Origin of the sequence: Candidatus Methylopumilus planktonicus (assembly GCF_000981505.1) — a bacterium.
Classification (GTDB): domain Bacteria; phylum Pseudomonadota; class Gammaproteobacteria; order Burkholderiales; family Methylophilaceae; genus Methylopumilus; species Methylopumilus planktonicus.
Window position 1 is genome coordinate 359,793 of sequence record NZ_LN827929.1, and the last position, 12,365, is coordinate 372,157.

A 12,365-nucleotide genomic window follows, 5' to 3' on the forward strand; every position below is an offset into this window, starting at 1 on the left:
TTAGGATTGCATATGAATTTTCAGCGGGGAAAAAAACACGAAGAGATGGAATTAAACTTAGTTCCTTTAATCGATGTTTTATTAGTTATTATTATTTTCCTTGTCGTAAGCACAACCTTCTCTAGATTTAGTGAATTAAAAATTAATCTTCCTACTGCTGAAGCCAATAGCCCCGATAAGAAACCTAACGTTATTAATGTGTCTATTTCAGCTGAGGGCGTCTACGCCATAAATGACAATCCCCTCCCTAATAAAAGCCTCGAGTCTATTATTGCGGCCTTAAAAAATTCGGCAAAAGGTGAAAAAGAAATTCCGGTAATTATTAATGCAGATGCAAAATGTGAGCATCAGTCCGTCATTAACGTCATGGAAGCCTCAAGACAGGCAGGGTTAACCCATATTACATTCTCAACAAAAGTTAACTAAACTTTAAAAAGGTTAGTTTTTCTTGGCCTAATGGCAAAAAATATTAAAAAAATAACTGCATCACAGCCAATTAATTTTAGATATCTTTATAAAAGACTGTTTAAATATACTTGGCAACATAAGTTTATTCTATCTTTAAGTTTAGTTTCATTGATTGTCCTGTCATTAACTAATACAGCATTTCTCGCTATTATTAAAAAAATTACTGATCAGGGATTTGGGTCGGAAATTGCAGATAAACAATCTTCCCTAGCTTTACTTCTTCTTTTGGTTATGTCGATAAGAGCCTTGTCAGGGTTATTTTCGAGTTATTTTATGAAATCAACTTCATTGAAGGTTGTTGAAAGTCTTAGGTCTGATCTATTTAAGAAAATTATGATGCTGCCCATGAATTTTTTTGACAAAAATTCATCAAGTCACATTGTCTCTAAATTAAATAGCGATGTTCAGCAGCTCTCAAATGTGATTACAGATATAGGATTTAATCTCATAAAGGACGGAATAAGTTTTATTGGGATAGTTTGCTATATGATTTATTTGGACTGGAAACTTACGCTAGTATTTTTATTATTAGCTCCAATCTTGGCCTATTACCTTAAAATAATGTCTCCAAGGCTTAGGGCTGCAGGAACGATTTCGCAGAATGCAAATGGGGAGTTAATCATGGCATCTGATGAGGCTATAGCTGCACAAAGAATCGTTAAAATATTTGGAACAGGCCAATACGAAGTTAGTCGGTTTAATAAAATTTCAGAAAAAATAAGGAAAATCCAAGCAAAGCTCATAAGAATTGCATCCTTAAATTCTTTTACAGTAGAAATTTTAGCGGGCGTTGCATTATCGGGAATTGCTTTTTATTCATTCGGTAAATTTTCGGCAGGACAATTTGCTGCTTTTTTTGCTGCTTTGTTGATGATCATTGCCCCAATTAAAAGCTTAACCTCAATAAATGACAAAATTCAAATTGCTATAGCAGCTGCTAAAAGTGTATTTGGATTGATGGATGAACCCTCAGAAATTGATCGTGGTTCAAAATTAATTAATCGGGCAAAAGGGCATATAAAAATATCTGACTTAACATTTAAATATCAAAATAGTAAGCTCAATATTCTCGAAGGCATCAATTTGATTATTAAGCCTGGTGAGAAAGTAGCGCTCGTTGGCAAATCAGGCGGAGGAAAAACAACGCTTATTAATTTATTGCCAAGATTTTATCAAATTGATCAAGGTAAAATTTTTTTAGATGGTATTAATATTAATGATTTAAAGTTAAAAAATCTGCGTAGTCAGTTTTCATTGGTAAGCCAAGATACAATTTTATTTAATGACACAATAATGAACAATATAGCTTATGGCAATTTAGAAAGACCAGTAAGTTTAGAGGAAGTTAAAAAAGCTGCTATCGCAGCAAATGCTTGGGAATTTATTGATCCCCTTCCGAATAAACTAGACCATGAAATCGGCGATAGGGGAGTTAGGCTGTCTGGAGGACAAAGACAAAGAATTTCAATTGCCCGTGCAATTTTAAAAAATGCACCAATACTACTTCTTGACGAAGCAACTTCAGCACTTGATTCTCACTCAGAAAAATATGTTCAGTCAGCCTTGGATAATCTAATGAAAAATAGAACAACTATAGTCATAGCCCATAGATTGTCTACAATTTTAAATGCTGATCGAATTGTTGTGATTGAGAAATCTAAAGTTATTGATGTTGGAACACATGCAGAATTAATTAGGCGATGCAAACATTATTCAACCTTGTACAAAAAAGGTCTGAAATAGTATTTTGATAGCATACAAGGCTCTCTCTAAGCTGCATTACTCAAAAAGCTTAGCTTCTTTATTTCTTCTGCCGTTATCAGCAATTTATCTCCTAATATCCTTTACTAGAAAATATCTTTATCGATTTAATCTTTTAAAGTCTTTTAAGATGCAGGTCCCTGTAATTGTTATCGGAAACATAACTTCAGGTGGTACCGGTAAAACTCCTTTAGTGATTCATCTCGCAAATGAATTGAAGAAAAATGGATACTATCCCGGAGTCATAAGCAGGGGATATGGCTCTAAAAGAAATGGTGTAAGTGAGGTAAATAAAAAAAGTGATGTGGAAAATATTGGTGATGAACCAATTTTGATTCATAAACATACCCATCTACCAGTTTTTATTGCAAAAGATAGGGTATTGGCTGCAAAAACACTCATTAAAAAATATAAAAAAATAGATGTCATTTTATCTGATGATGGAATGCAGCATTATCGTTTAAGGCGTGATATGGAAATTTTAGTTATAGATGGGACTAGAAGATTTGGGAATGGGTATCTTCTACCAGCAGGGCCGCTAAGGGAACCTAAGCGAAAACTGAAAGCTGTAGATGCTATCGTCTGTAATGAAAAAAAAGTGATAGATGGTAGCTACCTCATGAAATATAAGAGTTATTTCCTAATTAATCTAAAAACTAAGAAAAAAATTCCATTAAATAAGCTTCGCTTAAAGAACCTTCATGCAGTAGCTGGCATTGGGAACCCAGATCGCTTTTTTAATTACCTAAAGGCATTAGGTTTGGTATTTGATAGCTCATCTTATAAAGATCATTATCGGTTTACAAAAAAAGATTTTAAAACGATGAGTGATAAGAATATTATAATGACTGAGAAAGACGCTATTAAATGCGAAAAGTTTGCTAAGGATAATTTTTGGTATTTGCCAGTTGTTGCTGAAATTGACTCAAGGTTTACTGATCTTATTTTGAATAAAATGAAAAATATAGCCCATGGATAAAAATCTATTAAAAATTTTAGTTTGCCCAGTTACTAAGGGGCCATTAATCTATAAAAAAGAACAAAATGAGCTTATATCGAAGTCCGCTAAACTTGCTTATCCGATCAAAGATGGTATTCCAATTTTGCTGGAGAGTGAGGCGAGAGCAATCAAGAGTGACGAAGATTATTCATGACATTTAAAATTATTATTCCAGCGAGATATCAGAGTAGCCGACTCCAGGGGAAGCCTCTTTTGAATATCGCTGGCATTCCCATGGTGATTCATGTTATAAAGCAATCATTAAAAAGCAAGGTTAATGAGGCTGTGGTTGCAACTGACGATCAAAGGATTTTTGATGCTGTTGAAAAGTTTGGGTATAAAGCAATCATGACTAATATTAATCATAAATCTGGCACTGATCGATTAGCAGAGGTTGTTAATTTGATGCATTGGTCAGATAACGAGATTGTTGTTAATGTTCAGGGAGATGAGCCGCTTATTGACCCATTATTAATTAATCAAGTTGCAGAATATTTAGATTATCAAAAAGAAGTATTTGTTTCTACAGCGTGCCATTCTATCTCAGATTACAATGATTTTATAAATCCAAATAATGTCAAAGTCGTACTTGATAAAAATTCACAAGCCTTATATTTTAGTCGAGCGCCTATTCCCTTTGCGAGAGATGAGTTTGCTCAAAAGATAATTGGAAGAAAAGGGTTCTATAAACATATTGGAATCTACGCTTATCGTGCTAAGTTTCTAAAAGACTTTAATAGAATAGGGGAAGCTGAATTGGAAGACATTGAAAAGTTGGAGCAGCTTAGAATTCTATATGCAGGTTACAAGATTGGTGTTGTTCAATCAAATGACACGCCCTCGGCTGGAGTTGATACCCCCGAAGATCTTGAAAGGGTAAGAAAGCTTTTTTCTAATTAAATAGCAGATTCACCCGTTTCACTAGTTCTAATCCTCACTACCTCTTCAATATTACTTACAAAAATTTTCCCATCGCCAATTTTTCCGGTATGTGCTGCTGTAGATATTGCTTCAATGACTTTTTTAACCATTTTGTCTGAAACAATAATGTCTAATTTAATTTTGGGTAAAAAGTCAATTACATACTCTGCACCCCTATAGAGTTCAGTGTGGCCTTTTTGTCTTCCAAACCCCTTAACTTCCGTCGCTGTAATTCCATTTATACCAATTTCAGAAAGAGCCTCTCTTACTTCGTCTAATTTAAACGGTTTAATTACTGCCTCAATTTTTTTCATCTAATTTCCTTCTTCATATACATTAATGTTTAAAGGTTATGGGGTATCTTCTGTCTTTACCAAACGCCCTATGTGTAATTTTCGGCCCTATGGGACTTTGAGCTCTTTTAAATTCGTTATTGTTGATTAACTTTACAACGCGATTCACATTTTTACTAGAAAAACCTTTTTTTACAATCGACGCTATATCTAGATCTTTTTCAACATAAAGCTCAATTATCTTATCAAGAATTTCATATTTAGGGAGGCTATTCTGATCAAGTTGGCCATGCCTTAATTCAGCTGTAGGCGGTCTTTTAATGATTTCATTTGGAATGATGTTTGATATTGAATTTCTATAATGTGCTAATTTATAAACCCATGTTTTTGGGACGTCTTTAAGAAGTGCAAAACCTCCTACCATATCCCCATAAAGGGTTGTATAACCTACAGCAGTTTCACTTTTATTACTTGTTGATATTACAAGCCCACTAAATTTATTAGACAAAGCCATTAATAAAACACCCCTGATGCGAGCCTGTAAATTTTCTTCAGTTGTATCAAAAGGCTTATTTTTAAATTCGCTTGATAATGTTTCTCTAAAAAGCTTAAAAATGGATTGAATATCTATTTCTTTGTAATTGACACCTATATTTTTAATCATTTTGCGAGATTCAATAATGCTTATTTTTGCGGTAAATTCTGAAGGCATCATGACAGCAGTAATATCTCTTTTGTCAAATACGTCATTTGCTAGTGCTAGAACCAAAGCAGAATCTATACCACCAGATAGACCTATAAATATGCTTTTAAAATTATTCTTAACTACATAATCTCTAAGTCCTAATTTAAGCGCCTCATATAAATGTGCTTCTTTGTTATAAAAAGTATTATTAATGTTTGCTTTTGAAAAAACATCAATAATCGCTGTTTCTTCTTTAAAAAATGATAACTGATGAGTAAGTTTCGCTTGTTTGTTAACAACAAAAGAGCCACCATCAAATATGAGCTCATCTTGACCTCCAATTGCATTAAGGTAGATCACAGCAGATTTTGTTTCATTAGCTAGCTTAGTAATGATTTTTACTCGAGCATCATATTTTTCTATTTCATAAGGGGACGCATTAATTACAATAATGACATCAACTAATTTTTTCTTAAGTAATTTGCTTGGGGAAAGACTCCAAGCATCTTCGCAAATAAGAAGACCAATCTTTAAACTCTTATGTTTAAAAATAAATTCTTTTTCACCTGGCTCAAAATATCTATTTTCATCAAATACGCCATAATTAGGCAGAATTTTTTTAAAATAGGTACCTTGAATTTTTCCATTAAAAAGTAATGATGCTGCATTGTATATTTTGCCACCTTTTTTTAATGGGTGCCCAACAATTACTTTTATAGAAGGTAAGGCTTGCGCAATCCTCGTCATTGATTTTGAACATGCTTTAAGAAAATCTTCTCTTAAGACAAGATCTTCAGGAGGGTAGCCGCACAAAGAGAGTTCAGGGGTAATAAGTAATTCAGCCCCGTTTTTAGAAGCTTCTCTGGCTCGCTTAATAATAAGAATGCTGTTGTTTTCAATATCACCAACAAACGAATTTATTTGTGCTAGAGCTATTTTCATAGTTTTAGTAACTGCCACCCGCATTTTTAATAAGGTCAACAATTTCTGTATTTTTAGCTTTGAGCGCATATACAAGAGCTGTCAATCCGTAGCGATCTTTTGCTTTCAAATTAACTTTTGATTCAATAAAAAGTTGAATCATTTCCTTAGATTTATTTGCTACAGCATAGTGAATTATAGGCGTGCCATCGGAGTCTTTTCGGTCAATATTAGCGCCATTTACTATAAGAAGTTTTGAAACTGCCAAATGATTTTTTTTCGTGGCCCAAGTAAGTGCTGTCCAATTAAACTGATCTTCATAATCAATTTTTACACCACGCTTTATAAAAAGACTTACCGCATCTGTATTCCCCTCTCTTGAAGCATACATAAGAGGACTACATTTATATTTGTCTACGATATTTGGATCAGCACCATGGTCAAGTAGTGTTTGAATTGTTTTTATATCACCGTTTTTGGAGGCATACATTAAAACAGTTTGACCAGCATCGTTGGTGTTATTGGGATCAATGCCGCGTTTGATTAATAGATCTACGATATTATGAAATCCTGATATCGCAGCTAGCCCATAAGCACTCCATCCATCATTGTCTCTTATTTTTGGATCTGCTCCATTATCTAAAAGTAACTGAGCTGATCGTATATAATTTTTTTTTGCAGCAAACATTAATGCAGTCCAGCCGTTACTTTCAGTTGCATTCACTGATGCGCCTTTTTTAATTAAGAGTGCCACAATCTTATCCATATCTTTTCTTGCTGCATACATTAGAGCTGTGACGCCATCTTCATCTTTAGTGTTTGGATTTCCACCACTTTCCAAAATAGCGCTAACTGTCTCAAGGTCGCCTTTTGATGCTGCTGTTAAAAGGTAATTTACCGACTCTTCCGCATTCGCTATTAAGGCAAAAAAAGAAGTGATTAGAAAAAAGGCGAGAAGAGTTTTTTTATACAATTTTTATTTTTTTAATAATGCTTGCATAGTAAGCCCCATGTCCGCAGGAGACTTAGACATGCTCACACCGGCTTTTTCTAGCGCGTTAATTTTATCTATTGCAAGACCAGAACCTTGAGAAATGATAGCACCCGCATGACCCATTCTTTTTCCTTCAGGGGCTGTAATGCCAGCAATATAACCTGCAATAGGCTTTTTAATGTGTTGTTTGATATATTCAGCAGCCAGTTCTTCATCTGAACCACCAATTTCACCAACTAATATAATGCCCTGAGTATTTTTATCTTCTTCAAACATTTGTAAGCATTCAATAAAATTGAGTCCTTTGATGGGATCGCCACCAATGCCAACACATGTGCTTTGACCTAATCCAAGCATTGTTGTTTGTTGAACAGCTTCGTAAGTTAATGTGCCTGATTTTGAAATAATGCCAATGGATCCAGGCAAGTGAATACTTCCAGGCATAATCCCAATCTTACATTCGCCTGGTGTTATAACGCCAGGACAATTAGGGCCAATCAGTTTAGATTGGTTAGCGCGAATAGCCGCCTTCACATTAATCATATCTTGTATTGGAATACCCTCTGTAATACATACAATAATTTCAATACCTTCTTCAGAGGCTTCGATAATTGAATCTGCAGCGAAAGCGGGAGGAACGTAGATGACTGATGCATTGGCCCCAGTTATTTTAATAGCATCTCTCACTGTATTAAATACAGGTAAATTAAGATGTAATGTCCCACCTTTGCCAGGCGTAACCCCACCGACTAATTTTGTACCATAGGTAATTGCTTGCTCTGAGTGAAAAGTACCTTGTTTGCCAGTAAAGCCTTGGCAAATAAGCCTGGTAGATTTATTAATGAGAATAGACATTTTATTTTTTGATGAGACTAGTTGCGATCGTTGCCGCTTCGGTAAGCGTGTTTGCGGCCTTAATATTTAAACCGCTTGTTTGTAAAAGTTTTTTACCTATATCTACATTGGTGCCCTCTAATCTTACGACAATAGGAATTTTGATACCAACCTCTTTGATTGCAGCGATAATTCCTTCAGCAATAATATCGCATCGCATAATGCCACCAAAAATATTAACCAAGACAACCTGCACATTTTTATCATCAAGAATAATTTTAAAAGCTTTGGCAACTGTTTCAGAAGTAGCTCCACCACCCACATCTAAAAAGTTTGCAGGTTCGCCACCGCAGAGTTTGATAAGATCCATCGTAGCCATAGCAAGACCTGCGCCATTGACCATGCAACCAATATTGCCATTAAGTGCAATGTAATTAAGTCCAGCATCAAAAGCTTCGGCTTCTTTAGAGTCGTTTTGTGACCAATCACGGAGATCAGCTAATGTTCTTTGTTTATAAAAAGCATTGTCATCGACATTTATTTTACAGTCGAGAGCAATAATTTTTTTATGGGAATTGATAACGAGCGGATTAATTTCTAATAGGGCTAAATTATTTTCAATAAAAGCTTTAAAAGCACTTCTAGCAAATCTAACGAAATCATTAATCATTTCATTAGACAAACCTAATGCAAAGGCAATGTTTCTAGATTGATAATCCATGAGGCCATTAATTGGACTACATGTTTCTCTGATAATTTTTTCAGGGTTATTTTTAGATATTTCCTCAATTTCCATACCGCCTGCAGAAGATGCAATAACGACGATCTTTTCTGACTGCCTATCAACTAATATAGAAAAATATAATTCTTTTTCGATGTCACATGACTCTTCTATAAGAAGAGCATTAACAGGTTGGCCATCTGGTTTATTCTGATAAGTAACAAGTTTTTTATGGATAAGCGAATTTACAGCCTCAACTGCTTCTTTCTTAGAAGTTACAATCTTAATGCCACCTGCTTTACCTCTACCGCCCGAATGAATTTGGGCTTTGATAACATAAGAAGAAGATTCAAGTTGGGCTATCGATTGATCCACCTCCTCTATAGACTTAATTGCAATGCCTTTTGGCACAGAAATGCCGTATTTTGCAATTAATTGTTTGGCCTGATATTCGTGGAGATTCATGGTAAAAAAGGAGCTAAATAAGCATTATTTTCTACGAATTTAGATAAACATGCCAGTTAAGAATTATATTTTAATAGCAATGTTAGAATTATTAATTTGTAGGCTTATATCACTTATAAACACCATGAAATTATTAGTCCAGTCTTCATATAGTCTCCAAAGTCATTTAACAGAAATCTCTGAAATTTTAGGCCAAGTGACAGCTGCTCCTTATTTGCTTATCAATGATAATGCTGCCATATATGAGATTGAATCGGACTTGCCAGTAGATTTAAAAAAACAGATTCATCTTAAGCAAGTAGATTTTGCAGTTTTAGATAATTACAGAGCTTTAAGTGAATTTAGCCTATGCGTGATGGATATGGATTCAACACTCATTTCTTTTTCGATGTCACATGACTCTTCTATAAGAAGAGCATTAACAGGTTGGCCATCTGGTTTATTCTGATAAGTAACAAGTTTTTTATGGATAAGCGAATTTACAGCCTCAACTGCTTCTTTCTTAGAAGTTACAATCTTAATGCCACCTGCTTTACCTCTACCGCCCGAATGAATTTGGGCTTTGATAACATAAGAAGAAGATTCAAGTTGGGCTATCGATTGATCCACCTCCTCTATAGACTTAATTGCAATGCCTTTTGGCACAGAAATGCCGTATTTTGCAATTAATTGTTTGGCCTGATATTCGTGGAGATTCATGGTAAAAAAGGAGCTAAATAAGCATTATTTTCTACGAATTTAGATAAACATGCCAGTTAAGAATTATATTTTAATAGCAATGTTAGAATTATTAATTTGTAGGCTTATATCACTTATAAACACCATGAAATTATTAGTCCAGTCTTCATATAGTCTCCAAAGTCATTTAACAGAAATCTCTGAAATTTTAGGCCAAGTGACAGCTGCTCCTTATTTGCTTATCAATGATAATGCTGCCATATATGAGATTGAATCGGACTTGCCAGTAGATTTAAAAAAACAGATTCATCTTAAGCAAGTAGATTTTGCAGTTTTAGATAATTACAGAGCTTTAAGTGAATTTAGCCTATGCGTGATGGATATGGATTCAACACTCATCTCAATTGAATGTATTGATGAAATTGCAGATATGTGCGGCAAAAAACAAGATGTAGCTTTAATTACTAAAAGTGCCATGATGGGCGAAATTGATTTTTCACAAAGCCTAATTAAGCGCGTTTCTTTATTGGAAGGACTTGGAGAGGAGATGCTCCTCAAAGTGATAGAAGAAAGATTAAAGTTTAATGACGGCACTCAGGCATGGATTGAAGCTTGTCGCAAAAATAATGTTACAACAGTTCTTGTATCAGGCGGCTTTGATTATTTTGCAGATTATGTTAAGAATAAATTAGGGATTGATATTGCTATTTCTAATCAACTTGAAATTAAAGATAAGAGGCTGACTGGTAAAGTATTAGGTCGAATCGTCAATGATGAAGTAAAAGCTCAAGTTGTAAGAGATTTTCAAACAAAACTCAGCATCGACAAATCAAATACAATCGTGATTGGTGATGGGGCGAATGATTTAAAGATGTTAGCTGAAGCCCAATACAGTATTGCGTATCACGCCAAGCCTATTGTTCAAGAAAAAGCACGATTTAAATTAAATCACTCAGACTTCAAAGGTGTATTAAATCTTTTTAAGCTTTAAATAAGCTCTTCTTTTAAAAAGCCTGCTCTGTAACGCGCTTCTTTATTTAATTTTTGGTAATTCAATTTAACATCATAAGACACCAGCAATTTTTTATACGTTTCATGTGGGTTTAGGTTTTGAGACTCACATGCCCAACGATACCAAATATTTCCGATAGATACATGATGAATTTCTTCTTCATAAATAGTTTGTAGAATAGATGCAATATCATCATCTTTTTGCTGCTTAAATTTTTCGATAATTGGGGGCGTTACATCCAGGCCTCTTGCTTCCATTGTTTTAGGAATGAGCGCTAATCGATGAATTAAGTCATGACTTGTTCGATCAGCCATTTCCCAAAGACTGTTGTGTGCATTGAAGCTGCCATAGCTTAAATCAAATTTTTTAAGATAGTCATTCAGTAAGTTGAAGTGCGTATGTTCTTCATAAGCAATTTGAAGCCAGTCACTATAGAATTGACCTGGAAGGTCTTTAAAGCGCCAAATAATATCAAGCGCTAAATTAATCGCATTAAATTCAATATGGGCTAATGCATGAATGAATATTAATTTCCCATGCTCAGTAGAGGCAGATCTTTTTTCAACAAGTCTCGGAGGAACAATTTGAGGTTTTAAGGGTGCGCCTGGTAAATGATAACTACTTTGAATATCGGCTTTTGAATCAATCGCCACTTGATAAGACTTAAAAGATTCATATATATCTTTAACTCGATTTAATTTCTCATTTAAATCGTTTATAGCAAGAGCTTTTAGGCAATTAGCTCTTAACTCCATAGTCAAATCAATTATTGAATTGGAACGAGGGTTACGGAACCAGCTTTCATGTCCGGAGTGATAATTGATTTTTTATCATAAGAAAGTGCTATGTCAGCAGCAGCTGTAAAACCTTCTTTATATAACGTGACCTTGTTACGCTGTAATTTAAAAATCTTTCCGTTTTTCCAGTCACTAATAAAGAAACTATCCCCAGATTTAATTAAACCATCGCCACCACCAAAGCCTTCAGCAACTTTCAAGATGGATTTTGTTTTCAAATTAATTTTATATAGAATGCCGCTTGCAAAATCTACTTCGTATAGATCATTTTTAACAACTAAAAGGCCATTCGGCGCTAAAATTTCAGGTGTATTCTCATTGAGAATTACAGTAACTTTTCTATCCTTAGCAATTTTAAAAATGGCGCCACCTGTTTTAAGGTTGCCGCTATCGCTTACATATAAATTTCCAGCTTCATCTGAAGTGATATCATTAAAAAAGACAGGCGTTTGAGGAAATGCCATAGTGCTTCCAAATACTGCCCATTTTCCATCGGGGTCAACCTTCAAAACTCTATTCTTGTCTGTTACATATAGAGACTTACCAATAAAAGTTAAGCCTTTAGGATCGTCCATACCACTTGCAAATGTTGAAAGTTTGCCATCAATTGAAATACGCGTAATTTTTCCATCACTATCCTTATTAAATTCACCGATCTCAGAGACATAAATATTTCCCTTAGCATCTTGAACCACTGACTCAGGACTTGTAAACCCTGAGATTACATTTAGTGAATCATGTGCTTTTGATGGGACAGTAAAAAGGGTTAATAATAATATTAAAAATACACGCAAATTTTTCATAGTTTAATTAAG

At 34.5% G+C, this 12,365-nt stretch carries 14 protein-coding genes; 6 read left to right on the forward strand and 8 right to left on the reverse strand.

Features of this window, described 5'->3' with window-relative positions; translation table 11 throughout:
* Positions 1-12: 12 nt before the first annotated feature.
* The 5 genes from BN1208_RS01995 to kdsB are packed head-to-tail and all read left to right on the forward strand — an operon-like array spanning position 13 to position 4,129.
* Complete coding sequence (locus tag BN1208_RS01995) at positions 13-426, forward strand: ExbD/TolR family protein (RefSeq protein ID WP_046487367.1); 414 nt, start codon at positions 13-15, stop codon at positions 424-426.
* Positions 427-456: 30 nt separating this feature from the next.
* The gene (gene msbA, locus BN1208_RS02000) at positions 457-2,211 is read left to right on the forward strand and encodes a lipid A export permease/ATP-binding protein MsbA (RefSeq protein WP_046487371.1); all 1,755 of its coding nucleotides are present in this window, start codon (positions 457-459) and stop codon (positions 2,209-2,211) included.
* A 4-nt stretch (positions 2,212-2,215) separates the two neighbouring features.
* Positions 2,216-3,208 (forward strand): tetraacyldisaccharide 4'-kinase, encoded by a 993-nt coding sequence (lpxK, locus tag BN1208_RS02005; RefSeq protein ID WP_162197755.1) that lies wholly within the window; start codon positions 2,216-2,218, stop codon positions 3,206-3,208.
* Positions 3,201-3,383, forward strand: coding sequence for a Trm112 family protein (locus tag BN1208_RS02010; RefSeq protein ID WP_046487375.1), 183 nt, complete (start codon positions 3,201-3,203; stop codon positions 3,381-3,383). Before lpxK ends, BN1208_RS02010 begins: the two co-directional genes overlap by 8 nt.
* Positions 3,380-4,129 (forward strand): 3-deoxy-manno-octulosonate cytidylyltransferase, encoded by a 750-nt coding sequence (gene kdsB, locus BN1208_RS02015; RefSeq protein WP_046487378.1) that lies wholly within the window; start codon positions 3,380-3,382, stop codon positions 4,127-4,129. The genes BN1208_RS02010 and kdsB overlap by 4 nt, the downstream gene beginning before the upstream one ends.
* Here the strand turns inward: kdsB and BN1208_RS02020 are convergent.
* The 6 genes from BN1208_RS02020 to BN1208_RS02045 all read right to left on the reverse strand — a co-directional run bounded on the left by BN1208_RS02020 (position 4,126) and on the right by BN1208_RS02045 (position 9,762).
* A complete protein-coding gene (locus BN1208_RS02020; protein WP_046487380.1) occupies positions 4,126-4,464 on the reverse strand; it encodes a P-II family nitrogen regulator in 339 nt (112 codons plus the stop codon). The two genes, kdsB and BN1208_RS02020, sit on opposite strands and share 4 nt — an antisense overlap.
* Before the next feature lie 22 nt (positions 4,465-4,486).
* The gene (locus BN1208_RS02025; protein ID WP_046489198.1) at positions 4,487-6,070 is read right to left on the reverse strand and encodes an NAD+ synthase; all 1,584 of its coding nucleotides are present in this window, start codon (positions 6,068-6,070) and stop codon (positions 4,487-4,489) included.
* A 4-nt stretch (positions 6,071-6,074) separates the two neighbouring features.
* On the reverse strand, positions 6,075-7,022 hold the full coding sequence (locus tag BN1208_RS02030; protein ID WP_052734611.1) for an ankyrin repeat domain-containing protein: 948 nt from the start codon (positions 7,020-7,022) through the stop codon (positions 6,075-6,077).
* Between the two features lie 3 nt (positions 7,023-7,025).
* Complete coding sequence (gene sucD, locus BN1208_RS02035; RefSeq protein ID WP_046487385.1) at positions 7,026-7,898, reverse strand: succinate--CoA ligase subunit alpha; 873 nt, start codon at positions 7,896-7,898, stop codon at positions 7,026-7,028.
* A gap of 1 nt (position 7,899) precedes the next feature.
* Entirely contained in the window at positions 7,900-9,063 is a 1,164-nt protein-coding gene (gene sucC, locus BN1208_RS02040) for an ADP-forming succinate--CoA ligase subunit beta (protein ID WP_046487388.1), read from the reverse strand.
* Between the two features lie 321 nt (positions 9,064-9,384).
* On the reverse strand, positions 9,385-9,762 hold the full coding sequence (locus tag BN1208_RS02045) for an ATP-grasp domain-containing protein (RefSeq protein ID WP_046487390.1): 378 nt from the start codon (positions 9,760-9,762) through the stop codon (positions 9,385-9,387).
* A gap of 124 nt (positions 9,763-9,886) precedes the next feature.
* On the opposite strand from BN1208_RS02045, the gene serB reads away from it, so the two are divergent.
* Positions 9,887-10,732 (forward strand): phosphoserine phosphatase SerB, encoded by an 846-nt coding sequence (serB, locus tag BN1208_RS02050; RefSeq protein ID WP_046489203.1) that lies wholly within the window; start codon positions 9,887-9,889, stop codon positions 10,730-10,732.
* Here serB and BN1208_RS02055 read toward each other — a convergent pair.
* Positions 10,729-11,508 carry a ferritin-like domain-containing protein gene (locus tag BN1208_RS02055; RefSeq protein ID WP_046487393.1) on the reverse strand — a complete coding sequence of 260 codons (780 nt, stop codon included), beginning with the start codon at positions 11,506-11,508 and terminating at the stop codon, positions 10,729-10,731. The two genes, serB and BN1208_RS02055, sit on opposite strands and share 4 nt — an antisense overlap.
* Before the next feature lie 11 nt (positions 11,509-11,519).
* Positions 11,520-12,353, reverse strand: coding sequence for an SMP-30/gluconolactonase/LRE family protein (locus tag BN1208_RS02060; RefSeq protein WP_046487396.1), 834 nt, complete (start codon positions 12,351-12,353; stop codon positions 11,520-11,522).
* Between the last annotated feature and the right edge of the window lie 12 nt (positions 12,354-12,365).